Origin of the sequence: Comamonas thiooxydans, from assembly GCF_000964545.1 — a bacterium.
GTDB classification, from domain to species: domain Bacteria; phylum Pseudomonadota; class Gammaproteobacteria; order Burkholderiales; family Burkholderiaceae_C; genus Comamonas; species Comamonas thiooxydans.
Genome location: NZ_BBVD01000004.1, coordinates 112,708 through 137,578, shown reverse-complemented (window position 1 = coordinate 137,578; position 24,871 = coordinate 112,708). Strand labels below are relative to the sequence as shown.

Sequence of the window (24,871 nt, the reverse complement as noted above, 5' to 3'; positions counted from 1 at the left end):
CTATATTTTGATAAATTGAGATAACTTTATTGCGAATCTTAAATTGACAAAAAGTATATTTGAGTAAATATTGTTTTTCTTGAGAGATTTAATTATTTCATATGAAACCTTGTGCCTCGATTTCAGACTACCGTTACTAATTCCCCCATCACTCATGAGAACCAATGTTTTGTCAATTCGTTTGAATTTGAGCTTTAGTACAGATAAAAACCTTGTTAATAAGTCGAAGTCTGCGGCAATTCTCAATTGCTTGTCATAAGTTCCATGTTTCGTATATGCAGACTTTCTTATGAAGACGGCTGGATGTGGAGGCTGTATTCCGAATCTACTCAATTTTGGATTGAAAATTTTGGATGAGTAAAATCGCCTGACCTTGTTTGTGGATTCGTTGAATATCTCCACGTTGCCTAATAGTAAATCTATTTCCGGTGAGAAATTCGCTGATACCGTCTTTAAAACTTGGTTGTTTGCGAAATAGTCATCAGAATTCAATATGGCGATTATTTCTCCTGATGCTAAAGATATTCCTTTGTTCATGGCATCATATATTCCAGAGTCCTTTTCTGAAATAATTCTAGAAATCCTATTTGAGTATTTTTGGCAGATTTCCAGTGTTCCATCTTTTGATTCTCCGTCAATTATTATGTATTCATAATCAACATAATCTTGAGTTAGGACGGAGTTAATTGTGCGTTCTATTGTTTTTTCGCTGTTGAAAGAGACAGTAATGACTGATATTTTCATTTTTTGGGAATCCAACGAAAAAATGCTAACTTATTATAGAAGGATAAATAACATAAGAAGCTGACCATAAAAGAAATGGCTGTAAGCATTTTACTGTGGTAGGTGAGAATTGCTAATATGCAAGGAATTGTTGCATATACCCAAAGAAAAGGTGACGTTAATCCATTTTGCATAGGTTTTGAAAAGTTGGCGAATATTTTTCGTGCCCAGCGTTTGTTGGCCAAAGAGTGCAGGTGAAAGAAGTCCGGCTCAGTTGGACTATATCCTTCTCGGAGAGATCTTCGCAAAATGCTAAAGCCTACTTCAATAATGGGGTAGGAGCAAATCAGTAGGCTGGTCCACGGGGAAACAGAATGATTGCGTTCAGGAAGTAGCACGGCAATCCATGCCAATGTAAATCCCAGGAAATATGCACCTCCGTCTCCCAAAAATATCTTTCCCTTTGGCCAGTTGACAAAAAAGAAACCTGCGACGGAACCTGCAATAATCAAGCAGGTAAAGGCGAGGGGGATATCTCCTACCAGCCTTGCGATGATGCCGAAAGCCGCGAGAATAATCATTGCTGTGCCTGCTGTAAGACCGTTTAGCCCATCGATGATGTTGATGGAGTTTGCAACCCCTCCTACAGCGATAGCGGTAAATATCACGGAGATGATGGTAAAGCCCAGTAAGAAGTCAAGGCCTGGAATGTCGACGTGGGTGAGCGATGTTCCTGTAATGCCCCAGCCTAGAACGCCAGAGGCCATGGTGGCTAGGAGACGTATTTTTACCGATACTTTCTTTGTCAAATCTTCCAAAAGGCCGAAAATGAAAGCGGGTATCCCTGCCATGAGGATGGCACTAAGAATCATTCTCTTTTCTGCGGCAGCTGCATCATGGCTTGAGGCCGCGAAGCCCGCAAAGACGCCTATGGCAATACCAATGCCACCAATTCGTGGAGTCGGGGTTGTGTGAACCTTCTGCACCCCACTACTAGAGTCCATGGAAAAGCTGCCATGCCACTTCTTCGTGGTAACTAGTAACACGCAGGTGATAAATGAGGCCAGACCTGCGAGAAACGCGTCATACCTGAATAACTCTTGAACAGAGAAAATAATCGAATTCATGGAGTGAGTGGACGTGGAATTGTTTTATATCGTGGGAGGCTGACTCGGGGAAGTTGGCATCTTGCTCGTCTCCAAGAGCATTTGCGGCACAATGCAGCCCATCTGACTTGAACATTGTCCCACGGGACAGAGCCTTGATCTATGACCACCATTGACCCCACCACCCAGATCGCCCCCCGCGACAAAGCCGAAATCCTCGCGCAAGCGCTGCCCTACATCCGCAAGTTCCATGGCAAGACCATGGTCATCAAGTATGGCGGCAATGCCATGACCGATCCTGCCCTGCAGGCGGATTTTGCGGAAGATGTGGTGTTGCTCAAGCTGGTGGGGATTAACCCTGTGGTGGTTCATGGTGGTGGGCCTCAGATTGAAGCGGCGCTGGGTCGTCTAGGCAAGAAGGGTGAATTCATTCAGGGCATGCGTGTCACGGATGAAGAAACCATGGAAGTGGTGGAGTGGGTGCTGGCCGGCGAGGTGCAGCAGGACATCGTGGGTCTGATCCATCAGGCCGGCGGCAAGGCCGTGGGCCTGACGGGGCGAGATGGTGGCTTGATTCGTGCCAAGAAGCTCAAGATGCTGGATAACAAGGATCCGAGCATCGAGCATGATGTGGGTCAGGTGGGCGATATCGTTGCCATCGACCCCAGTGTGGTGAAGGCGCTGCAGGACGATGCTTTCATTCCGGTGATCAGCCCTATCGGTTTTGGTGAGGAGAACGAAAGTTACAACATCAACGCCGACGTGGTTGCAAGCAAACTCGCAACAGTGTTGCAAGCTGAAAAGCTGGTGCTTTTAACCAACACTCCGGGCGTTCTGGACAAGGCAGGCAATCTGCTGACGGATCTGACGGCGCGCGAGATTGATGCGCTGTTTGCCGACGGTACGATTTCCGGCGGCATGCTGCCCAAGATTTCGGGCGCTCTGGACGCTGCCAAGGCGGGTGTGAATGCGGTGCACATCATCGATGGACGCGTGCCGCATTCCATGCTGCTGGAAATTTTGACGGACCAGGCGTATGGCACGATGATTCGCAGCCATTGATGAGCCTGTCTGGCCCTGACATGTGGTTGCTCTTCTCGAGTGACTTTTCACATATGGCGTTAACATCGCCGCAGGGCTTTCCCGGGTGGAGTCGTGCTCAGGACTCCGCTGCAAGCCGCCTTTGGGCGGCTTTTGTTTTTGAGCGAGGTAGGACTTTATGCGTTTGCTTCTGGTGGAAGATGATGTGATGGTGGCCAGCGGTATCAAGCTGGGTCTTTCCGATGCCGGTTATGCGGTGGACTGGGTGGGCAGTGCCGAGCGTGCACTGGAAGTGCTGGCCCAGGAAGCGTTCGATGTGGCGGTGATCGATATCGGCCTGCCGGGCATCAACGGCCTGGAGCTGACGCGTCGCCTGCGCAGCAGCGATGTGGAAAGCAAGGCCATGCCGGTGTTGATCCTCACGGCGCGCGATGCGCTGCAGGACCGGGTGCAAGGCCTGGACTGGGGTGCCGACGACTATATGGTCAAGCCCTTCGAGCTGCCCGAGTTGCTGGCGCGCCTGCGTGCGCTGATGCGCCGCTCCCAGGCAGCAACTTCTGCTGTCCTGAACTTTGGCTGTATCGAACTGGATACGGCTGGCCGCCGCGCCGGCGCACGCCAGTTGCCGCAGGAAGGCGAAACTGAAGGCAAGCTGCTGCCCATCGATCTGGGGCCACGTGAATGGACGGTGCTGGAGTATCTGCTGCTCAATGCCCCCAAGCCCGCCAGCAAGGAAAAGCTGCTGCAGGCCCTGACCGGTTGGGACCGTGAAATCACGCCAAATGCCGTGGAAGTTTATGTGTCCCGCCTGCGCAGCAAACTGGAGCCGCATGGCGTGGCCCTGCGCTCCATTCGCGGTTTCGGTTATCGGCTGGAGTTGATGCCTGAATCTGTTTGATTCTCTATTTGATAGCTGTCAGCGATTGATTGATATGGAATTCAGTTATTTATATATCTGAATCGGTTATTAATGAAGCGCTTGCAGCTATGAAAATTGAATACTCCGAGTTCTCATTCAATAAACATTAATGACCGCCAATCTGCGTTTTCGGCTGCTGGTTCTGCTTTTGGTGCCGCTGATGCTGTTGGCAGCCATGGGTGGCTGGTTCAGCTACAGCGCCGCGGATGAGGCCTCCACCCAGCATGACCAGCGTTTGTTGCGCTTGCTGCCGGCCCTGGCCGATTCGGTGCTCGCGCCCTCGATTGCGGACGGCACGCCGCCGCTGGTGTCGCTGACGCCAAGCGTTGAAGACTTTTTGCGCAATCAGGGCGATGAAGCAGGCTATGCCGTGGGCGATCTGCAGGGCAATGTGGTGGCAGGCGATACCTGGATCAACTTCGATGTGCCGGCGACCGGCACGGCGGAATTCCACAGCCAGGAGCACGACGGTGTGACCTATCGCGTTGCCGTGCTCAAGGCCGAAACCTATGGCGCCGGCGAGATGGTCGTCATGCTGGCCGACAGCAGCGATGTGCGTCAGCAATGGGTGCGCCAGTTGCTGATGCATGTGCTGCTGCCCAATTTGCTGCTGATTGCGGGCGCGGCCGTGGCCATTTACTGGTCGGTGAGCCGGGCCTTCAAGCCGCTGCACAAGCTGACTCAGGCGGTGGAGCGCCGCTCGCCGCGCGATCTGAGCCCGATCGACGAGCAGACCTCGCCAGCCGAGGTCCGCCCGCTGGTGCGCTCGCTCAATCGCCTGTTCTCCCTGGTCAATGCCCAGGCCGAAGGCCAGCGCCGTTTCGTCGCCGATGCAGCCCATCAGCTGCGCACGCCGCTGGCGGCCTTGCAGACCCAGGTGGAGGCCTGGGCCCTGAGCGGGCAGGAGGCCAGGCGCCTGGCCAAGCGGACAGGGGAGCAGGCGCAGGTCGTGCTCACGGTGGAGCAGATCGAGCAGTTGCGCGATGCAACCCGGCGCACCTCCCAGCTGGCGCGTCAGCTGCTGGCCCTGTCGCGTGCCGATGCGCGCAATGCCGAGGTGCAGCCGCTGCAGGAGGTGGACCTCAAGGAACTTTGCGAGAGCATGCTCGAGACCTTTATCGATCGTGCCTCGATCAAGCATCTGGACTTTGGCCTCGAGGTCGAGGCTGCATCGGTCTGGGGCCATAGCTGGTTGCTGCGCGAACTGGTTTCCAACCTGGTGGAAAACGCCATCAAGTACACGCCCAGAGGCGGCAGTGTCACCTTGCGCTGCGGTCTGCGCCCCCGGCCCGTGGGCACGGACGATGCAACCCTGCTGCAGATGGCGGGTGTGCAGCAATGGGCTTTTGTCGAGGTTGACGATGACGGGCCCGGCGTGCCCGAAGAAGAGCGCAGCCAGATTACCCAGCGTTTCTATCGCGCCCAGGGAGTGATTGAAGAGGGAACCGGTCTGGGCCTGGCAATTGCCGATGAAATAACGCAATTGCATCAAGGTGTACTGAGTTTTTCAGATGGAAGTTTCGGTAAAGGCCTATTAGTAAGACTTGAAATTCCGGTTCAATCAGTTTCAGAAGGCAGTCATGAGGTATCTGAAGCTCTCAAAGGTTAATTTCTCGGTTACGCTTGCGTGTTGGTGAGAGCGGGGGTGAAAGTTCGGGGTGGAGACCGCAAGCCTGCTGTGTATTAAGGTTGGTTTGACGCACCTGACACCTACCGGTAAGGATAGTCGTGTGCTTAACAGTGCAACTGGCTGTGAGAAAATTGCTAATAAATACTGAGTCGCCTATGTCTGAGTCTGAAGTCCTGTCGCCTGTTTCCAATATTGAAAATCCCGCGGAGGACAGTCCTGCCGCTCCTGCCATGGCTCCTGCGCGCAAGCGCCCCAAGCCCGGCGAACGCCGCGAGCAAATCCTGCAGGCATTGGCCTCCATGCTGGAAAAGCCGGGTGCCGACCGTATCACCACGGCAGCTCTGGCTGCCCATCTGAGCGTGAGCGAGGCGGCCCTGTACCGCCACTTTGCCAGCAAGGCCCAGATGTTCGAGGGACTGATCGAGTTCATCGAGCAGTCCGTCTTCACGCTGGTGCAGCAGATTGTGGGCCGCGATGTGCCCGAGGCCGCGCATGATCCGGTCACTAGCGTGCGCAATGCCAACCGCGTGGTGGCATTGCTGCTGCAGTTTGGCGAAAAAAACCCCGGCATGGTGCGCGTGATGGTCGGCGATGCCATCGTTTTCGAGCACGAGCGTCTGCAGACCCGCATGAACCAGTTCTTTGACCGCATCGAGTCCACCTTGCGCCAATGCCTGCGCCCTGCCGCCGGCGCCATGGGCTCTGCTGCACCGACGGCCGAAGCATCGGTTGCTGCCAGTGTGCTGACCTCGTTTGCGCTGGGACGTCTGCAGCGCTATGCCCGCTCGGGCTTTCGCCGCCTGCCCACCGAACACCTGGATGCCAGCCTGGCCATGATGGTCGTGGTCTGAGTCGCTCGTCGGGCACTCTTTCAGGAACGCCGCAGTCTCAGGACTGGCGGCGTTTTTTATTGCGCATCGAGGCAGCTGAGTCGGCAAAAGTCCTGGCGGGGAAAGGCTAAGTATTTACCCTGGATGGATTCAAAATCGGCCGGAAATTGTGCAAAATAGAACGAACGTTCGTTTTATTGAGAGTTTCATGGCCTCGTCCTCCGCTTCCCGTTCTTCAACTTCGCCCGCAGGTCGGGATGTGGCGCACCCGGCTGGCCGCGGGGGGGCTGCGAGCAGGAAGACCAGCGCAAAGTCTCGCAAGCTGCACGCCGAGGCGCAAGCTGCGGTTAGCCCCAGTAAGGCCGTGGAGGGGGCTGCCACCAAGTCTGCGGGCCGATCGCTCGCAAAAGGTCAGCAAACCAAGGCCACGATTGTCGAGGCTGCGCTCAATCTGGCCACCCATATCGGGCTGGAAGGGCTGTCCATTGGCGCGATTGCCGAACTCACGGGCATGAGCAAATCAGGGGTGTTTGCCCATTTCGGCTCGCGTGAGGAATTGCAGATTTCCGTGGTGCACGAGTACCACGACCGTTTCGAGCAGGAAGTCTTCTACCCCGCCATCGAGGCGCCGCGCGGCATTCCGCGTCTGCGAGCGCTGTTTGGCAACTGGATGAAGCGCACCTCCATAGAGATCGACTCCGGCTGCATCTATATCAGCGGAGCAGTGGAGTTCGACGATCGCACGGGTCCGGTGCGCGATGCGCTGGCCGAGTCCGTCGGCACCTGGCTGGCTGCCATGCGCCGCACCATTGTGCAAAGCCAGGAATGCGGCGATCTGCGTGCCGATGCCGATGCCAGCCAGTTGCTGTTTGAAATTCACGGCCTGATTCTTGCCCTGCATTACGAGGCGCGCTTTCTGCATAGCGAGGGCTCGATAGAGCGGGCTCATGCAGGCTTCAACAACATTCTGGCGCGCTATGCCAGCGAGCCGCCAGCCGCCTGACGCCATTCACAACCCGCGTCAGTTCCAACCCCAAAAAAGCAAACCGTTCAACGCGCAACCATCACAGGAGACGACAAATGCCCAGCTACAACCCGCCACTGCGTGACATGCAATTCCTCATGCACGAGGTCTTCAAGGTCACCGAGACCTATCAGCAGATTCCCAAGTACGCGGAGGTCGATACCGACACCATCAACGCGGTGGTCGAAGAGGCGGGCAAATTTGCGGCCAATGTCACCTTTCCCTTGAATATCTCCGGCGACGAAGAGGGCTGCACGCTGAACAAGGAGACCCACGAGGTCACCACGCCCAAGGGCTTCAAACAGGCGTATGCGCAGTTCATCGAGGGCGGCTGGCCGGCACTGTCCTGCGATCCGGAGTATGGCGGCCAGGGTTTGCCGTTCGTGCTCAATTCGGCGCTTTATGAAATGCTCAACAGCGCCAATCAGGCCTGGACCATGTATCCCGGTCTGTCGCATGGAGCCTATGAGGCCCTGCATGCCTACGGCACGCCGGAGCAGAAGAAGACCTATCTGGGCAAGCTGACCAGCGGCGAGTGGACCGGCACCATGTGCCTGACCGAGCCGCACTGCGGCACTGACCTGGGCCTGCTGCGCACCAAGGCCGAGCCGCTGGCGGACGGCAGCTATCGTGTCACCGGCAACAAGATCTTCATCTCGGCCGGCGAGCACGACTTCACCAGCAACATCGTACACCTGGTGCTGGCGCGTCTGCCCGATGCGCCTGTCGGCTCCAAGGGCATCAGCCTGTTCGTCGTGCCCAAGTTCAAGGTGAAGGCCGATGGTTCGCTGGGCGAGCGCAACCCGATTTTCTGCGGTGCGCTGGAGCACAAGATGGGCATTCACGGCAATGCCACGGCCCAGATCAATATCGACGGCGCCATCGGCACCCTGGTGGGCGAGCCCAACAAGGGTCTGCAAGCCATGTTCGTGATGATGAACGCGGCCCGTCTGGGCGTGGGCAACCAGTCGCTGGGGCTGACCGAAGTGGCCTACCAGAATGCGCTGGCCTATGCCAAGGACCGCCTGCAGATGCGCAGCCTGTCGGGCGTGAAGGCCAAGGACAAGCCGGCCGACCCCATCATCGTCCACCCCGATGTGCGCCGCATGCTGCTCACGGCCAAGGCCTATGCCGAAGGCGGCCGCGCGCTGTCCACCTTCTGCGGCCTGCTGTTGGACAAGGAGCTGCACCACCCGGACGAGAAGGTGCGCAAGGACAGCGGCGAGCTGGTGGCGCTGCTGACGCCCATCGTCAAGGCCTTCATCACCGACAACGGCTGGACGGCGACAACCCTGAGCCAGCAGGTCTTCGGCGGCCACGGCTTCATCAAGGAATGGGGCATGGAGCAGTTTGTGCGCGATGCGCGCATCAACATGATCTATGAAGGCACGAACGGCATCCAGGCGCTGGATCTGCTGGGCCGCAAGATCCTGGGCAACCAGGGCGCGACGCTCAAGAAGTTCGGCAAGCTGATCGCCCAGTTGGTGGAGGAAGAAGGCGTCAACGAGAAGATGAGTGAGTTCATCACGCCCATTGCCATGCTGGGCGAGCAGATGACCAAGTTCACCACCGAGATCGGCTTCAAGGGCATGCAGAACCCCGACGAAGTCGGCGCAGCCGCCGTGGACTATTTGCGTGTGGCCGGTCATCTGGTCTTCGGCTACCTGTTTGCCCGCATGGCCCAGGTGGCGCTGCGCGAGATCGCAGCCGGCAATGCCGATCCTTTCTATCAAGGCAAGCTGCAGACCGCGCGCTTTTACTTCGCCAAGCTGTTCCCCGAGACGGCGACGCTGATGCGCACCGCGCGCGCCGGCAGCCAGTCGCTGATGGACAGTGACGCGGCCCTGGCCTGATGTTCCGCAGGCGCGTGCTGCTTCGCTATTTAAAGAGTAGCTGCATGCGCTTATTCATCCCTTGTTTTGAATATAAAGGACTTGGAAATGAAAAAAATCAAAGCGGTAGCAGCTCTTGTATTGATAGCGGGCAGCATGTCGGCCGCCTGGGCGCAGATGTCGCCCGTGGGCACCTGGCGCAGCATGGATGAAAAGGAAAACACGCCCAAGGCGCAGGTGAAGATCACCGAGGCCGGCGGCGTGGTCACGGGCAAGGTCGAGGCCCTGCTGCGCAAGGGCGCGGACCCGAATGCGCTGTGCACCGAGTGCAAGGACGAGCTCAAGGACAAGCCCGTGGTGGGCATGACGCTGATCAGCGGCGTCAAAAAGGTCGAGGGCAAGGAGGTCTGGGAGGGCGGCAAGATTCTCGATCCCGAAAACGGCAAGACCTATACCGTGCGCCTGACGCCCGTCGACGACGGCCAGAAGCTGGAGGTGCGCGGCTCCATCGGTCCTTTCTGGCGTACCCAGACCTGGATCCGCGTTCAGTAAATCTCAAGAAAGAAAACAGCCAGCGCCTCAGTCCCATGCTTTGTCCGTGGCAAGGCCGCTGGCCCTTAATGGAACATAGCTCATGTCCCGATTCAATGTGAAAAAAGTCGCCGTGCTGGGCGCGGGCGTGATGGGTGCGCAGATTGCGGCTCATCTGGTCAACGTCAAGGTGCCGGTCATTTTGTTTGACCTGCCGGCCAAGGAAGGCCCCAAGAGCGGCATTGCAGAGCGTGCCATTGCCAATCTGAAGAAGCTCAAGCCTTCGCCTATCGGTGTGGCCGATGATGTGGAGCTGATCCAGGCGGCCAACTACGAAGAGCATATGAAGCTGCTCAAGGGCTGCGATCTGGTGATCGAGGCCATTGCCGAGCGCATGGACTGGAAGCTGGATCTGTATCACAAGATCGCTCCCTTCGTCGCCAAGCACGCGCTGCTGGCGTCCAACACTTCGGGCCTGTCGATCACCAAGCTGTCCGAGGCCTTGCCCGACGCCATCAAGCCGCGCTTTTGCGGCATCCACTTCTTCAACCCGCCGCGCTATATGCAGCTGGTGGAGCTGATCAACACGCCCACCACGCAGGCCGAGGTGCTGGATCAGCTCGAAGCCTTTGTCACCAGCACGCTGGGCAAGGGTGTGGTGCGCGCGCATGACACGCCCAACTTCATCGCCAACCGTATCGGCATCGCCGGCATGCTGTCCACGATGAAGGAGGTCGAGAACTTCGGTCTGTCCTTTGACGTGGTGGACGACCTCACGGGCAAGAAGCTGGGCCGAGCCTCCTCGGGCACCTTCCGCACTGCCGACGTGGTGGGCCTGGACACCATGGCCCATGTCGTCAAGACCCTGCAGGACAATCTGAGCCTGGAGACCGACCCCTTCTACGGCAGCTTCGGCACGCCGCCCGTGCTGGCCAAGCTGATCGAGCTGGGCAACCTGGGCCAGAAGACCAAGAAGGGCTTCTACAAAAAGGTCGGCCGTGACATCTTCCAGTTCGAGCTCGACAGCGAGGACTACATTCCCGCAGGCGGCAAGGCCGACGAGGTCTACGGCCGCATGCTCAAAAAGCCCGCTGCAGAGCGCCTTAAGCTGCTGCGCAATGCCGAGGGCAAGGAGGGCCAGTTCCTCTGGGCCATTTTGCGCAACAGCTTCCACTATGCCGCCGTGCACCTGCAATCCATTGCCGATTGCGCACGCGATGTGGACCAGGCCATGCGCTGGGGCTTCGGCATGAAGCAGGGCCCGTTCGAGCTGTGGCAGGAAGCCGGCTGGCTGGAGGTGGCCAAGATGGTGCAAGAGGACATCGACGCCGGCAGGGCGCTGTGCAAGGCGCCGCTGCCTCAATGGGTTTTCGAAGGTCCGGTGGCTGAGGCTGGCGGAGTACACACGGGCAATGGCTCGTGGAGCCCCGCGAAGAACCAATTCGTGCCGCGCCGTGTGCTGCCCGTGTACGAGCGCCAGCTGTTCCCTGAGAAACTGCTCGGAGAAACCGATCTGCCCGACTGGCAGACGGCTGGCACGACGATTGCCGAAACCAGGGCTCTGCGTACCTGGACGCTGGACGAGGATGAAAGCTCCTCCGGTAAGCGGGTCTTGATTGCCAGCATCAAGAACAAGATGCATGCCATCAGCCCCGAAGTCATGGAAGGCCTGATGGAGGCGGTGGATACGGCCGAGAGCGACTTTGACGCCATGGTCATCTGGTCCGGCGATGCGCCCTTCAGCGTGGGCGCCGACCTGGAGGCCACCATGCCTGCCTTTGTGATCGGTGGTGCCGACGCCATCGAGAGCATCGAGCAGGAGCTGCAGAACCTGATGCTGCGCCTGCGTTATGCACAGGTGCCCGTGGTGTCTGCCATTCACGGGCTGGCGCTGGGCGGCGGCTGCGAGATGGCGGTGTATTCGGCGCGCCGCGTGGCCCATATGGAAAGCTATATCGGTCTGGTGGAAGTCGGCGTGGGCCTGGTGCCCGGTGCCGGTGGCTTGACTTATATCGCGCGCCGCGCTGCCGAAAATGCAGCCACCAGCACCGGCAAGGATTTGCTGCCCTTCCTGACCGAAGGCTTCACGGCTGCCGCCATGGCCAAGGTGGGCACCAGCGCGCTGGAGTCGCGCAAGCTCGGCTATTTGCTGGACAGCGACATCGTCGTGGCCCACAAGGACGAGGTGCTGTTCGTGGCCATCAACGAGGCCAAGGCCATGGCGGCCGGCGGCTGGCGTGCGCCGCACAAGCGCAGCTTCCCCGTGGCGGGCCGTAGCGGCCAGGCCACGATCAAGGGTTCGCTGGTCAATATGCGCGACGGCGGCTTCATCAGCGAGTTCGACCAGCATATTGCGGGCCTGATCGCCAATGTGGTCTGCGGTGGCGATGTCGATGCCGGCACGCTGGTGGATGAGGCCTATCTGATGAGCCTGGAGCGCAAGGCTTTCTGTCATCTGATTGCCCACCCCAAGACCCATGAGCGAATCCTGGGCATGTTGAACACCGGCAAGCCGGTTCGCAACTAAGGCGAAGCGAGGAGAAACAAAAATGAAGCAAGTACAAGACGCCTATATCGTTGCTGCCACGCGCACACCCATCGGTCGCTCGCACAAGGGTTTTTTTCGCAACTACCGTCCCGACGATCTGCTGGCCACCACGCTCAAGGCGGCGCTGGCCCAGGTGCCTGGCCTGGACCCCAAGGCGATCGAGGACATCGTCTGCGGCTGCGCGATTCCCGAAGCCCAGCAGGGCCTGAACGTGGCGCGTATCGGTGCCGTGCTGGCGGGACTGCCCACCAGCATCGGCGGCATCACCGTCAACCGTTTTTGCGCCTCCGGTCTGTCGGCCGTGGCCATGGCGGCGGACCGTATCCGCGTCGGTGAAGCCGATGTGATGGTTGCTGCCGGCGTGGAGAGCATGAGCATGGTGCCCATGATGGGCAATGCGCCCAGCCTCTCGCCCAGCATCTTCGAGCGCGATGGTGATGTGGGAATTGCCTATGGCATGGGCCTGACGGCGGAGAAGGTGGCCCAGCAGTGGAAGGTCTCGCGCGAGGCGCAGGATGCGTTTGCACTCGAATCGCACCGCCGCGCGATTGCCGCGCAGCAGGCCGGCGATTTCGCTGCCGAGATCACGCCGATCGAAGTCACCGACCGCACGCTGAACATCGCCACCGGCGAGACCGTGGCCAGCACGCGCACCGTGAGTCTGGACGAAGGCCCGCGCCCCGATACCAGCATCGAAGGCCTGGCCAAGCTGCGCACCGTTTTTGCGGCGCGCGGCACGGTCACGGCGGGCAATAGCTCGCAGACCAGCGACGGTGCGGGCGCGCTGATCATTGCCAGCGGCGATGCCGTCAAGCGCTTTGGTCTGACGCCGCTGGCGCGCTTCGTCAGCTATGCCAGCAAGGGCGTGCCGCCCGCCATCATGGGCATTGGCCCTATCGAGGCCATTCCCGCCGCGCTGCGCTATGCGGGTCTCAAGCAGGACGATATCGACTGGTACGAGCTCAACGAGGCCTTTGCAGCCCAGTCCCTGGCTGTCATCAACACCCTGGGGCTGGACCAGAGCAAGGTCAACCCCATGGGCGGTGCGATTGCATTGGGCCATCCCCTGGGTGCGACCGGTGCCATCCGTGCCGCCACCGTGGTCCATGCGCTGCAACGCAAGCAGCTCAAGTACGGCATGGTGACCATGTGCGTGGGCATGGGTCAGGGCGCGGCTGGCATCTTCGAGCGCGTCTGAGCGCCGCAGCCGCCATGCAGACCGCCCAGTCGCAAGCCTCCGTGCAAGTTCCGGTGCAAGCTGCCGTGCAATGGACGGAGATGGCCTTGCCCATCTCCGTGGGTTCGGCCCATCTGGTGCTGCGCCAGTGTCAGCCCAGGGTGGCAGCGCCGCTGGCGCAGGTGGTGGTGGCTGGCGCCATGGGCGTGCAGCAAAGCTATTACCAGGCCTTTGCCCGCTGGCTGGCGGAGCAGGGCTATGGCGTCACCACCTTCGACTATCGTGGCCATGGCCTGTCGCTGCAAGTGCCGCTGCGTGACGCCAGGGCCGACCTACTGGACTGGGCCAAGGACTGCGAGCTGGTGGCAGCGCATCTCAAGCAGCAGTTTCCGCAGCAGCCGCTGATCTGGATCGGTCATAGCGTGGGCTCGCAATTGCCGGGCCTGGCCTCCATTCCCCTGCCCATCAACGGCTTGCTGTCTGTTGGCAGCGGCAGCGGCTACTGGCGCGATAACGCTGCGCCAACCAGGCGCATGGTCAGGCTGTTCTGGTGGGGCGTCGCTCCGCTGGTCACTGCGTTGTACGGCGCGTTTCCGGGGCGCAAGCTGGGCATTGTGGGCGATCTGCCGGCAGGCGTGATCTGGCAATGGCGTCGCTGGTGCCTGAATCCTCTGTACGCCATGGGCGCGGAAGGCCGCTGGGCGGCCGAGGCTTATGCGGCAGCCCACTATCCCTTGCATGCGCTGTATTTCGAGGACGACGAAATGATGTCGCTGGCCAGCGTGCAATCTTTGGTGGACTGGTACAAAAGTGCGCCCAGCACGCTGGAGCGTGTCGATCCGGGCCTGGCTCCGTCCGGACGCATAGGCCATCTGGGGTATTTCAAGGAAGAGATGCGTGAGCTACTGTGGCAGCCCCTGTTGCCCTTGCTGCAGAGCTGGCGCGACGGTGACCGTGGCCCAGGCAAACCCTTGTTCGGGCCGCTTGAGTCACCTGTTTGACGGCTTTCATTCCCGCCCTTGGGCAACACTGCCAATCATGAGCACAGACCTCCACCCCTTTGATCGTGCCGTGGCGCTGAGCGCTACGGGCGTGCCCAATCAGTACCAGGGAACGGCTTCGCCCGATTACTGGAATATGGTCGGCCCTTATGGCGGCATCACGGCGGCCAGCCTGGTGCAGGCCATTCAGCAGCACCCGCAGTGCCTGGGCGATCCGCTGTCCATCACCGTCAACTATGCGGCAGCCGTGGGGCCGGGCGCTTTCGAGATCGAGGCCAGGCCGGTGCGTACCAACCGCTCCACCCAGCACTGGCTGCTGACCATCACCCAGCCCGATGCCGAAGGCCAGCCGCAGATCGTGACCACGGCCACGGCCGTGACGGCGGTGCGTCGCCAGACCTGGAGCGTCAGCGATATGCCCATGCCCGAGGTCCGGGCTGCTGCGGAGGTGGAGCGCGTGCCGCCGTTGTTCAAGGCCTCCGAGTGGCTGACCCGCTACGAGATGCGATTTGTGGACGGCATCCTGCCGCGTGATGAGGACGGTGCCGAGCGCGACAGTCTGACGCGACTCTGGGTGAGAGACAATCCGCCGCGTCCGCTGGATTTCGCGTCGCTGGTTGCGGTCTCCGATGTGTTCTTTCCACGGGCGTGGTTGCGCCGCGCCAAGCGCGTGCCGGCGGGTACGGTGTCCATCACTGTCTACTTCCATGCCGGACGCGAGGAGCTGGCTGAAGCAGGTGACGGATTGCTGCTGGCGCAGGCGCGAGGGCAGGAGTTCCGCAACGGCTTTTTTGACCAGACGGCTCAGTTGTGGAGCCAGTCCGGTCAGATGCTGGCGACCAGCCACCAGATTGTTTACTACAAGGAATAGCGCGCCGAAACCAGCGAGCTGTTCACATCATTTACAAGGCAAGACCATGAGCAATACCCAGGATAGCCAGGACATCCTGGTGCACACCGAAGAGGGCGTGTGCACCATCACCTTCAACCGTGCGGCGAAGAAGAACTCCTTCACCGAGGCCATGTATACCCAGATGGCGGATGCATTGGCCGCCACCAAGGTCGACGCAGGCGTGCGCGTGGTGGTATTTCAGGGCGACATCGCCATCTTCAGCGCGGGCAACGATATTGCGGACTTCCTGAAGCAGGCCTCAACCCCCGGTGCAATGGGGGCCGATGCGCCCGTGTGGCGTTTTCTGCAGGAAGTCTCGGCCTTCCCCAAGCCTCTGATTGCTGCCGTCTGTGGTCCGGCAGTGGGTATTGGCACCACGCTGCTGCTGCACTGCGATCTGGTCTATGCCGGCGATAACGCCGCATTCTCGCTGCCCTTCATCAACTTGGGCGTATGCCCCGAAGCGGCATCCAGCCTGCTTTTGCCCCAGATGCTGGGTTATCACCGCGCCGCTGAAGCCCTGCTGCTGGGCGAGCCATTCATGGCAGAAGCCGCGCTGGAGGTGGGCCTGATCAACCGCGTGGTGCCGCCCAGTGAATGCAATGCCGTGGCACAGGCCCAGGCCAGGAAGCTGGCGCGCAAGCCCCTGTCCTCTCTGATCGAGACCAAGCGCCTGATGAAGGGCGGCCAGGCCAAGGCAGTGGGCGAGCGTATTGTGGAAGAGGGTGCGGTCTTCGCCCGCATGCTGCGCGAGCCCGCGGCCAAGGAAGCACTGACGGCCTTCATGGAAAAACGCCACCCCGACTTCAGCCAGTGCTGAAGTCAGACATTGCGGCAGCAAGATGAGCGCAGCGATGGGTGGCGGTGTTACCCAAAGCGCCATCCGGATTTCGGCATGTGTCGAATCCGGGCCAGCTTCGCCAGCGTGTACCAGTGCCGAGCTGAAAATCGCCCCTTGCCGGGCGATTTTTCTTTGACCTCTTTTCAGGGTTGCCTATGACATCCAGGTCCGTACCGTCCCGTCATTCAGCGCAGGAAATTGCCGAGTCCGTGCAGTTCGAGCCTGAGTTCATCTCCGGCTTGCGCGAGATCTTTGAAACGCGCGTGGCCTTCAACCAGACCATAGGGCTCAAGATCGGCGAGATCACGCCCACGCTGGTGCAGGGGCATATCGCCATGCGACCTGATCTGGTCGGGCATTCGGCCTACCAGCGCATTCATGGCGGCGTGATCAGCGCCGGCCTGGACTCCATGGGCGGGCTGGCTGTGATGGCGGCCATTGCGGCCAAGCATATGGACGATACGCCCGCACAAAGACTGCATCGTTTTTCCCGGCTGGGCACAATCGATCTGCGTGTGGACTACATGCGCCCCGGCATCGGCAAGGAATTCCTGCTCACTGCCAGAGTGCTGCGCCTGGGCTCGCGGGTGGCGAATACTCAGATGGAGTTTCTGTCGGTGGATGGCGAGCTGCTCTCTACCGGCACAGCGGCCTATATCGTCTCTTGACGATCTCTGAAACAAGAGCATAAAGCGCCAGCGAAATATGGACGGGCAGCAAAACGTGCCTCAAAGACGGGCAAGTGAACGCTCGCCCGGATGCTGCCAAATCTTTCATTGTGTGAGATCAGGCAATGCATGCAAGTAACTGAAACTTATGAAAGCTTTGCTTACCGTTATTGCGAGATGACGGTAAATGTTGCTACTTATGCTGCATAGGATGGCACTTTCTGACTAGGAGATTCCTGCCATGGCTGTGCAAAACCCGTTCTTCGGCAAACGCGATAACGATAACTTTCCTTCACGCAGTTCCGTCACCGGGCTTTCGACAGCGAATACTGCTGCGACATCTGGCGCCAGCTCTCTGAGCAACGCGGGCCTTGGCACGGCACCATCCAGCACCATGCGTGCGGCTTCGACTGCAGCTCCCACCGCGCCTCTTGCGGAGGAAAACGGTGGCAGCAAGCTGACCGTCGGCCCGAACATCAAGCTCAAGGGCGTGGAAATCACGGACTGCGACACCTTGGTAGTGGAAGGAACGGTTGAGGCGACCATGAACTCCCGCGTCATCAAGATTGCCGAGCAGGGGGCGTTTCACGGTACGGCCGAGATCGATATTGCAGAAATCCACGGCAAGTTCGACGGCACTCTCACGGTGCGCGAAAAGCTGGTGATCTATGGCTCCGGCAAGGTCAGCGGAACGATCCGCTATGGCAAGGTGGTGATCGAAGAGGGTGGCGAGCTGACGGGGCAGATCGAAGCGGGAACCCGTTTCGGCACCAGCAGTTCCAGCAATGCCTCTGCTTCCGCCTGGAGCAAGAGCAGTGCCGGCAGCAGCACGGCGACGGCCGCAGTCAGCAGCAGTGAAACCACGGGTAGCGCTGCAGTCGCCTGAATCTCTGCGCACAGCCCATGAAAAAAGCGACCTCTAGAGGTCGCTTTTTTCATGCTCGATGCGTGGATCAGCTCTTGGCGGCCGCCTGAGCCTGGAGTTTCTCGCGCCAGGCACGTGTCTGCTCGGTATCAGGCAGAGACTGGGGCTTGCCGGTAGCATCAATGGCCACATAGGTCAGGCGGGCCTCGGTCACCTTCACATATTTACCCTGGTCGGAAAAGCGCTCGGCAAAGACTTCCACATCCACGGCGACCGAGGTGCGACCCACATGCTGTACGCCCGCGTAAAAGGACAGAATGTCGCCCACGCGCACGGGCTGCTTGAAGATGAACTCGTTGACGGCCACGGTCACCATGCGGGTGTGGCTGATGCGCTGAGGCAGCACCGAGCCGGCCAGGTCCACCTGCGCCATGACCCAGCCACCGAAGATGTCGCCATTGGCATTGACATCGGCAGGCATGGGCACGACTTTGAGGACCAGTTCCTTGTCGGCGGGCAGGGCAACGCTGGGAAGGTCGGGCGAACGGGGAGGCATGGAAATCTGTGACACGAATGGAAAGATTGAATTGTCCCTCAACATCGGGTTTCTACCATGTTGGCGAGAGAAAGCCACTAACGACGGTTCGGGCAAGTAAGTAGGGGGTAACTATGGGACGGTGTTTGTGGTGGATCTGTGGATGCCTGAGTGTCGTGCTGGCGGCCTGCAGCAGCCATCCGGTAAAAGCCCCAATATCGGGCAGAGACGATGTGATATCGGCAACGTCGCTCAAGCAGCCTGTGCAGGCCGTGCAGTCCTCTTGCCATCCGGAACCCTTGACCGGCGCGGCAGCGCTGGCCGGGCCTTTCACTGCAATGAATCCCAGGCAGGCCTTGCAGGCCGGTGCGCTGAATGCGCGTGTCTGCTGGGCTGGCGGGCTGCGCAGCATAGAGGCGGTCGGCGAGCAGCGCGATTGCATGGTTCTGATGCATGCCGAGTTCAGTGAACAGGGCTTTCTGTCCTGGCCGCGCGAGGCAAGCTTCTTCAAGGCCTGCGGTGCTGGCCCGTATGACAGACAGTTGCTGCAGCCCTTCACCCTGGTCTGGGTGAGCGCAAAAGTGACGGGACAGGCAGAATTCGTGGGTACCCAGATTCCCGTCATAGAAATAGACGCCCTCTACCGCGGCTCCGACTGCCTGCAGGGCGACACAGCCCCACAATGCGTTCACAGTTACCTGCAACCCCAGAAGAAGCCGCAGTAGCGGCAAACCAGTCAGACGGCGCCACGCTGCGTCGCCTCTTTCCCTATATCTGGCGCTACAAATGGCATGCGCTGGCGGCGCTGGCGTTCATGATCTGCGCCAAGCTGGCCAATGTGGGCGTGCCCATCTTGCTCAAGCATCTGGTCGATGCGCTGGATATCAAGCCCGGCCAGGCCCAGGCCGTGCTGGTGGTCCCCGTGGGTCTGCTGGCGGCTTACGGACTGCTGCGCTTTTCCTCCACCATGTTCACCGAGCTGCGCGATCTGGTCTTTTCCAAGGCCACGCAAGGGGCATCGCGCTCTATTGCGCTGTCGACCTTCGAGCATCTGCATGCACTGAGCCTGCGTTTTCATCTGGAGCGCCAGACCGGAGGCATGACGCGGGACATCGAGCGCGGCGTGCGCAGCACCGAGTCGCTGATCTCGTATTCGCTCTACTCCATCCTGCCCACGCTGATTGAAATGGCGCTGGTGCTGGGCATTCTGGCCGTGCGTTTCGACATCTGGTTTGCCGTCATCACGCTGGCAGCGCTGGTGTTCTATATCGGCTTTACGGTCACCGTGACGGAGTGGCGCACCCGCTTCAGAAAAGAGGCCAATGCCCAGGAGTCGGCGGCCCATACCAAGGCCATCGATTCCTTGCTCAATTACGAGACCGTCAAGTACTTCAACAACGAACAGTTCGAGTCAGCGCGCTACGACGAGAACCTCGAAAACCTGCGCCGCGTGCGGCTCAAGAGCCAGACCACGCTGTCCATGCTCAACTGCGGCCAGCAACTCATCATCGGTGCGGCGCTGGTGGCCATTCTGTGGCGTGCCACGCAAGGCGTGGTCGACGGCAGGCTGACGCTGGGCGATCTGGTCATGATCAATGCCTTCATGATTCAGCTCTATATCCCGCTGAACTTTCTGGGCGTGATCTACCGCGAGATCAAGCAGAGCCTGACCGACCTGAACCGCATGTTCACCCTCATGGACAAGGAGCGCGAAGTGTCCGATGCGCCCGGTGCCCAGCCCTTGCAGATCGACAATCCGCCGCCTGAAGTGCGCTTTGAAAACGTGCAGTTCGCCTACGATAGCGCGCGGCCCATATTGCATGACGTGAGCTTCACCATTCCTGCGGGCAAGACCGTGGCCGTGGTCGGTCCCTCGGGTTCGGGCAAGAGCACGCTGGCGCGTCTGCTGTTTCGTTTCTACGACGTGCAGGGCGGCCATGTGCGCATTGCCGGGCAGGACATACGCACGGTGACCCAGAGCAGCGTACGTCACTGCGTGGGCATTGTTCCGCAGGACACGGTGCTGTTCAACGACACAGTGGCCTACAACATCGCCTATGGGCAACCGGGCGCCACGCAGGAGCAGGTGGTTGCAGCGGCCAAGGCTGCGCGCATCCATGACTTCATCGAGCGCACGCCCCAGGGCTATGCCACGCGGGTGGGTGAGCGCGGCCTCAAGCTCTCGGGCGGTGAAAAGCAACGTGTGGCGATTGCGCGCACCCTGCTCAAGAACCCGCCGATCCTGATCTTTGACGAAGCGACTTCGGCACTGGACAGCGCCAACGAGCGCGCCATCCAGAACGAGCTGCGCAGCGCGGCGCAGGGCAAGACATCGTTGGTCATTGCCCACCGCCTGTCCACCGTGGTCGAAGCGCATGAAATCCTGGTCATGGACAGCGGCCGCATCATCGAGCGCGGCACGCACGAGGAGCTGCTGGCCGCCGGCGGGCGCTACTCCAGCATGTGGAATATGCAGCTCAATCAGCAGGAGTCATCGGAGATCCCCGCCTGAGTTCGACCACTTTTAGCCAGACTTCTCACAGGCCACCTCAGGGTGGCTTTTTTCTCGCCTGCATTGCTTGTATGTATACATGTTGCTAGGTGTTTACCCTTTATTTTCCAATTAAATAGCTGTTTTTTGATTTTTATGTATACATTTCTTCCATCTACCAAAAACTAAATACCCGCGAGACATGCCACCCTCCATTGCCCCCGCTGCTGCAGCGGAAGAAAACCATTCCCAGGTCGTGAAGGCGCAGCTGCAGCTGCGCGAAATGATTCTTGCCGGCGAGATGGCGGCCGGAGAGCGCATCTCCGAGCTGGTGCTGGCCGAGCGTCTGGGCATCTCCCGCACTCCCATACGCGCAGCGCTGATGCGACTTGAGCAGGAGGGCATGCTGGAGGCCACGTCCGGCGGGCGCGGCTACAAGGTGCGCGTGCTGTCCGAAGCAGATGTCTCGGACGCCATCGAGCTGCGCGGCACGCTGGAAGGTCTGGCGGCGCGCATGGCGGCAGAGCGCGGGGTGGATGAAGCCCTGCTGGCGAGAGCCGCGCGCTGCCTGGATGCCATCGACCGTGTGCTGGATGCCCAGAACTGGGGCGACGAAGCGTTTTCCGCCTATGTGGCCTTGAACTCCGAATTTCACGACATCCTGCTGGAGATGTCGGGAAGCAGCTTCATGCAGCGCGAGCTGGACCGGGTCAAGCGCCTGCCGTTCGCGTCCCCCTCGGGCTTTGTGGTGGCCGACTCCGAGTCGCCGCGCGCGCTTCGCAGCCTGATCCTCGCGCAGGAGCAGCACCGCGAAGTGATAGACGCGATCGAGCACCGCGAAGGCGCGCGTGCCGAGGCGCTGATGAAAGAGCACTCGCGCATTGCGCGGCGCAACCTGCGCGAAGCCATGCGCTCGCCCGAGACCACGCGCGTTCCCGGTGCGCAACTGATTCGCGCCAGCCGCTAATGGCCGGCCCGTAGCGCAGCAGGCTGCGCCCGACCCCGACCGATAAATACAAGGAGACACCCACGATGAGCAAGCAAGCACAGCCCACCTATCCTCGCAACACCTGGTATGTTGCTGCCACGGCGGCCGAAGTCACGGACAAGCCGCTGGGGCGCCAGATCTGTGGTGAGCGCATGGTTTTCTACCGCGCCCTGGAAGGCAAGATGGCCGCCGTCGAGGACTTCTGCCCGCATCGCGGCGCACCGCTGTCGCTGGGCCGCGTCTGCGAAGGCAAGCTGGTCTGCGGCTATCACGGGCTGGAGATGGGCTGCGACGGCAAGACGGTTGCCATGCCCGGCCAGCGCGTGCGTGGCTTTCCTGCCATCAAAAGCTATCCGGTGGAAGAGCGTTACGGCTTTGTCTGGGTCTGGCCGGGCGACAGGGATGCAGCCGATGCAGCGCTGATCCCGGATCTGCAATGGCATGACAACCCCGAGTGGGCCTATGACGGCGGGCTGTTCCACATCAAGGCCGACTATCGACTGATGATAGACAACCTCATGGACCTGACCCATGAGACCTATGTGCATGCCAGCAGCATCGGCCAGGCCGAGATCGACGAGACGCCCTGCAAGACCGAGGTCATGGGCGACAGCGAGGTGGTCACCAGCCGCTTCATGGAGAACATCGAGGCACCTCCGTTCTGGAAGATGGCATTGCGCAGCAATGGTCTGGCCGATGACGTGCCTGTGGACCGCTGGCAGGTCTGCCGCTTCACTCCTCCCAGCCATGTGCTGATCGAGGTCGGTGTGGCGCATGCCGGCAAGGGCGGCTATGACGCCGCTGACGAGCACAAGGTCTACAGCATGGTGGTGGACTTCATCACTCCGGAGACCGACGGCAGCATGTGGTACTTCTGGGGCATGGCGCGCAAGTTCAATCCCGGCGATGCATCGGTGACGGCAGCTATCAAGCAGGGCCAGCACAAAATCTTCAGCGAAGACCTGGAGATGCTGGAGCTGCAGCAGCGCAATCTTGAGGACTATCCGCAGCGTCAGCTGCTCAAGCTCAATATCGATGCCGGCGGCGTGCAGTCGCGCAAGATCATCGAGCGCCTGATCGACGAAGAGAAAAGCGAGTCGGACATTGTGGCGCTGGCTTGAACGGCCGCAGGCGGGGCAGATCATGTCTGTAGATGGAGTAATCTTGCAGCTCCTCGAATCGGAGTCAGCGATGCCCATAGGCAACGCTGCCCTTGCTACGCTGCTGCATGGAATCGCCCACCACACCCAACCCGCTTTCCCTGGATCTCTACGACCAGCCAGGTCACCTGATTCGACGAGCCCAGCAGATTGCTGCGCTGCTGTTTCGAGAAGTGCTGGGCCCCGATGTGACGCCGGTTCAGTACGCCATCCTGCGCATGCTGCAGGAGTCTCCCGGCATCGACCAGGTGACGCTGGCGCGTCTTGTCGCGCTGGACAACTCGACTACGGCCGATATCGCTGCGCGTCTGGAAAGCAAGGGCTGGATTCATCGGGAGCTGCTGCCAAGGCGTCAACGCCGTTTGAGTCTGACCACCGAGGGCGAAGCCATGCTGGCCGCGTTTGTGCCCAATGTCTACGAGCTGCAGCAGCGCATGCTCTCGGCGCTGGAGCCCGAGGAGCAGACGGAGTTCAAGCGTCTGCTGCGCAAGTTCGTGCAGTTGCACGACAGCACTGAAACCGGCGAGCAAGCGGCGATCAACGGCTAGCAGCTCGCCCTGACGCGGCGGCTTCATCACGATCACGCCGGCCAGCGCCGGCTGTGAACCGGCACGACTAGGGAATTCACTTGTGCTGGATCAAGATTTCATTCAGTAAACTGAATGTGATTCAGTATGCTGAATGAATGATAAAAAACAAGGAGACAACGATGGAACAGGATTTGCGCGCGCATCTGGACCAGCGGCCCATGACGACCTTCCAATGGTCGGTCATCGCGGTATGCATGGCCCTGAACATGATCGATGGCTTTGACGTGCTGGTGATGGCCTTCACGGCTTCCGCGGTATCGGCGCACTGGAAGCTCAGCGGATCGGAACTGGGCTTTTTGCTCAGTGCCGGGCTTTTCGGCATGGCCGCCGGTTCGCTGCTGCTGGCGCCGATGGCCGACAAGCTGGGGCGCCGTCCCCTGATCCTGCTGTGCCTGGCCGTTTCCGGGCTGGGCATGCTGGCTTCGGCCTGGAGCCAGACGCCGACGCAGCTTGCCGTGCTGCGCGTGATCACGGGTCTGGGCGTGGGCGGCATTCTGGCCTGCAGCAACGTGATTGCCAGCGAATATGCCTCGCTGCGCTGGCGCAGTCTGGCGGTCACGCTGCAATCGACTGGTTATGCGCTGGGCGCGACCATTGGTGGCAGTATCGCGGTCTGGCTGCTGGCCCACCATGGCTGGCGTTCCGTCTTCATGTTCGGCGGTTGCTCCACGCTGGCGGTGCTGGTTCTGGCCTGGTTTGCCTTGCCCGAGTCCCTGGACTTTCTGCTGGTCAAGCGACCCGCCAATGCGCTGCAGCGTCTCAATGGACTGATCCGCAAGATGGGCCTGCCGGCACTGGGCTCCCTGCCTCAGGCCGTGGCGGCAGGCAGCGGTGAAGGCAAGCGCATGGGCCCTTTGCAGCTGCTGTCTCCCAAGCTGCTGCGCCCCACCTTGCTGGTCTGGCTGTCCTTCTTCTCGGTGATGTTCGGTTTCTATTTCGTGATGAGCTGGACTCCCAAACTGCTGGCGGCCTCGGGGCTGACGCCCGAGCAGGGCGTGACCACGGGCGTGCTGCTGAGCCTGGGCGGCATTCTGGGCGCGACCTTGCTGGGCCTGCTGGCGGCGCGTTTCGCGATTCACCGTGCGCTGGCGGTCTTCATGCTGGTGACGGCAGTGCTGCTGTGCTTTCTGGTGGGTAGCTCCGGTGCGCTGTGGATGTCATACACGCTGGCCTTCCTGATCGGCGTGTTTGTGAATGCCTGCGTGGCTGGCCTCTATGCGATTGCGCCGGTGGTCTACGGCAGCGATGTGCGCGCCACCGGTGTGGGCTGGGGCATAGGCATCGGTCGCATCGGGGCGATTGTGTCGCCGCTGGTGGCCGGTGGCCTGCTGGATGCGGCCTGGTCGCCCGATCAGCTGTACCTGGGTTATGGCCTGGCGTTTGTCCTGGCTGCCGTCATCGTGTCCATGCATCGTATTGCAGGCCCGCAGGCTGCGGACAGGCGCGCTGCATCCGAGACAGTGGCTGCCGCTCATTGAC

At 60.2% G+C, this 24,871-nt stretch carries 23 protein-coding genes; 20 read left to right on the top strand and 3 right to left on the bottom strand.

Features of this window, described 5'->3' with window-relative positions:
• The gene (locus Cth01_RS05850) at positions 1–744 is read right to left on the bottom strand and encodes a glycosyltransferase family 2 protein (protein WP_072248221.1); all 744 of its coding nucleotides are present in this window, start codon (positions 742–744) and stop codon (positions 1–3) included.
• Complete coding sequence (locus tag Cth01_RS05845) at positions 741–1,850, bottom strand: MraY family glycosyltransferase (protein ID WP_045838732.1); 1,110 nt, start codon at positions 1,848–1,850, stop codon at positions 741–743. Before Cth01_RS05845 ends, Cth01_RS05850 begins: the two co-directional genes overlap by 4 nt.
• Before the next feature lie 141 nt (positions 1,851–1,991).
• Here Cth01_RS05845 and argB point away from each other — a divergent pair, with 141 nt between their 5' ends.
• From argB to Cth01_RS05775, 14 genes are all read left to right on the top strand, one after another.
• Positions 1,992–2,891: an acetylglutamate kinase gene (gene argB / locus Cth01_RS05840; protein ID WP_003068053.1), complete on the top strand. Its 900-nt coding sequence runs from the start codon at positions 1,992–1,994 to the stop codon at positions 2,889–2,891.
• A gap of 157 nt (positions 2,892–3,048) precedes the next feature.
• A complete protein-coding gene (locus tag Cth01_RS05835; RefSeq protein WP_003068054.1) occupies positions 3,049–3,768 on the top strand; it encodes a response regulator transcription factor in 720 nt (239 codons plus the stop codon).
• A gap of 130 nt (positions 3,769–3,898) precedes the next feature.
• A complete protein-coding gene (locus Cth01_RS05830) occupies positions 3,899–5,398 on the top strand; it encodes a sensor histidine kinase (RefSeq protein WP_045838731.1) in 1,500 nt (499 codons plus the stop codon).
• A gap of 176 nt (positions 5,399–5,574) precedes the next feature.
• The gene (slmA, locus tag Cth01_RS05825; protein ID WP_003081301.1) at positions 5,575–6,270 is read left to right on the top strand and encodes a nucleoid occlusion factor SlmA; all 696 of its coding nucleotides are present in this window, start codon (positions 5,575–5,577) and stop codon (positions 6,268–6,270) included.
• A 187-nt stretch (positions 6,271–6,457) separates the two neighbouring features.
• The gene (locus Cth01_RS05820; RefSeq protein ID WP_174447024.1) at positions 6,458–7,252 is read left to right on the top strand and encodes a TetR/AcrR family transcriptional regulator; all 795 of its coding nucleotides are present in this window, start codon (positions 6,458–6,460) and stop codon (positions 7,250–7,252) included.
• Positions 7,253–7,329: 77 nt separating this feature from the next.
• On the top strand, positions 7,330–9,126 hold the full coding sequence (locus Cth01_RS05815; RefSeq protein ID WP_045838730.1) for an acyl-CoA dehydrogenase C-terminal domain-containing protein: 1,797 nt from the start codon (positions 7,330–7,332) through the stop codon (positions 9,124–9,126).
• An 87-nt stretch (positions 9,127–9,213) separates the two neighbouring features.
• Entirely contained in the window at positions 9,214–9,657 is a 444-nt protein-coding gene (locus tag Cth01_RS05810; protein WP_034377170.1) for a DUF2147 domain-containing protein, read from the top strand.
• An 82-nt stretch (positions 9,658–9,739) separates the two neighbouring features.
• A complete protein-coding gene (locus Cth01_RS05805) occupies positions 9,740–12,163 on the top strand; it encodes a 3-hydroxyacyl-CoA dehydrogenase/enoyl-CoA hydratase family protein (RefSeq protein ID WP_045838729.1) in 2,424 nt (807 codons plus the stop codon).
• Positions 12,164–12,185: 22 nt separating this feature from the next.
• Positions 12,186–13,382, top strand: a complete 1,197-nt coding sequence (locus Cth01_RS05800) for an acetyl-CoA C-acyltransferase (protein ID WP_034354504.1) — start codon at positions 12,186–12,188, stop codon at positions 13,380–13,382.
• A gap of 14 nt (positions 13,383–13,396) precedes the next feature.
• On the top strand, positions 13,397–14,362 hold the full coding sequence (locus Cth01_RS05795) for an alpha/beta hydrolase family protein (RefSeq protein ID WP_034354501.1): 966 nt from the start codon (positions 13,397–13,399) through the stop codon (positions 14,360–14,362).
• Between the two features lie 37 nt (positions 14,363–14,399).
• A complete protein-coding gene (locus Cth01_RS05790) occupies positions 14,400–15,233 on the top strand; it encodes an acyl-CoA thioesterase (protein WP_045838728.1) in 834 nt (277 codons plus the stop codon).
• Positions 15,234–15,279: 46 nt separating this feature from the next.
• Entirely contained in the window at positions 15,280–16,074 is a 795-nt protein-coding gene (locus Cth01_RS05785; protein WP_045838727.1) for an enoyl-CoA hydratase, read from the top strand.
• Between the two features lie 176 nt (positions 16,075–16,250).
• Complete coding sequence (locus Cth01_RS05780; RefSeq protein WP_045838726.1) at positions 16,251–16,763, top strand: thioesterase family protein; 513 nt, start codon at positions 16,251–16,253, stop codon at positions 16,761–16,763.
• Positions 16,764–17,004: 241 nt separating this feature from the next.
• Positions 17,005–17,649, top strand: coding sequence for a bactofilin family protein (locus Cth01_RS05775; RefSeq protein WP_045838725.1), 645 nt, complete (start codon positions 17,005–17,007; stop codon positions 17,647–17,649).
• A gap of 67 nt (positions 17,650–17,716) precedes the next feature.
• Here the strand turns inward: Cth01_RS05775 and Cth01_RS05770 are convergent, their stop codons facing one another.
• Positions 17,717–18,184: an acyl-CoA thioesterase gene (locus Cth01_RS05770; protein ID WP_003068067.1), complete on the bottom strand. Its 468-nt coding sequence runs from the start codon at positions 18,182–18,184 to the stop codon at positions 17,717–17,719.
• A 212-nt stretch (positions 18,185–18,396) separates the two neighbouring features.
• Between Cth01_RS05770 and Cth01_RS24115 the strand changes: the two genes are divergently transcribed.
• The 6 genes from Cth01_RS24115 to Cth01_RS05740 all read left to right on the top strand — a co-directional run bounded on the left by Cth01_RS24115 (position 18,397) and on the right by Cth01_RS05740 (position 24,870).
• Positions 18,397–18,888, top strand: a complete 492-nt coding sequence (locus Cth01_RS24115; protein WP_174447019.1) for a hypothetical protein — start codon at positions 18,397–18,399, stop codon at positions 18,886–18,888.
• Positions 18,846–20,675, top strand: coding sequence for an ABCB family ABC transporter ATP-binding protein/permease (locus tag Cth01_RS05760; RefSeq protein WP_045838724.1), 1,830 nt, complete (start codon positions 18,846–18,848; stop codon positions 20,673–20,675). The genes Cth01_RS24115 and Cth01_RS05760 overlap by 43 nt, the downstream gene beginning before the upstream one ends.
• 181 nt (positions 20,676–20,856) lie before the next feature.
• Positions 20,857–21,621, top strand: coding sequence for a GntR family transcriptional regulator (locus Cth01_RS05755; protein WP_034391050.1), 765 nt, complete (start codon positions 20,857–20,859; stop codon positions 21,619–21,621).
• A 65-nt stretch (positions 21,622–21,686) separates the two neighbouring features.
• Positions 21,687–22,763, top strand: a complete 1,077-nt coding sequence (locus tag Cth01_RS05750; protein ID WP_045838723.1) for a Rieske 2Fe-2S domain-containing protein — start codon at positions 21,687–21,689, stop codon at positions 22,761–22,763.
• 107 nt (positions 22,764–22,870) lie between these two features.
• Positions 22,871–23,350 (top strand): MarR family winged helix-turn-helix transcriptional regulator, encoded by a 480-nt coding sequence (locus tag Cth01_RS05745; protein ID WP_034354480.1) that lies wholly within the window; start codon positions 22,871–22,873, stop codon positions 23,348–23,350.
• A gap of 161 nt (positions 23,351–23,511) precedes the next feature.
• On the top strand, positions 23,512–24,870 hold the full coding sequence (locus Cth01_RS05740; RefSeq protein ID WP_034404247.1) for an MFS transporter: 1,359 nt from the start codon (positions 23,512–23,514) through the stop codon (positions 24,868–24,870).
• Position 24,871: the final 1 nt, after the last annotated feature.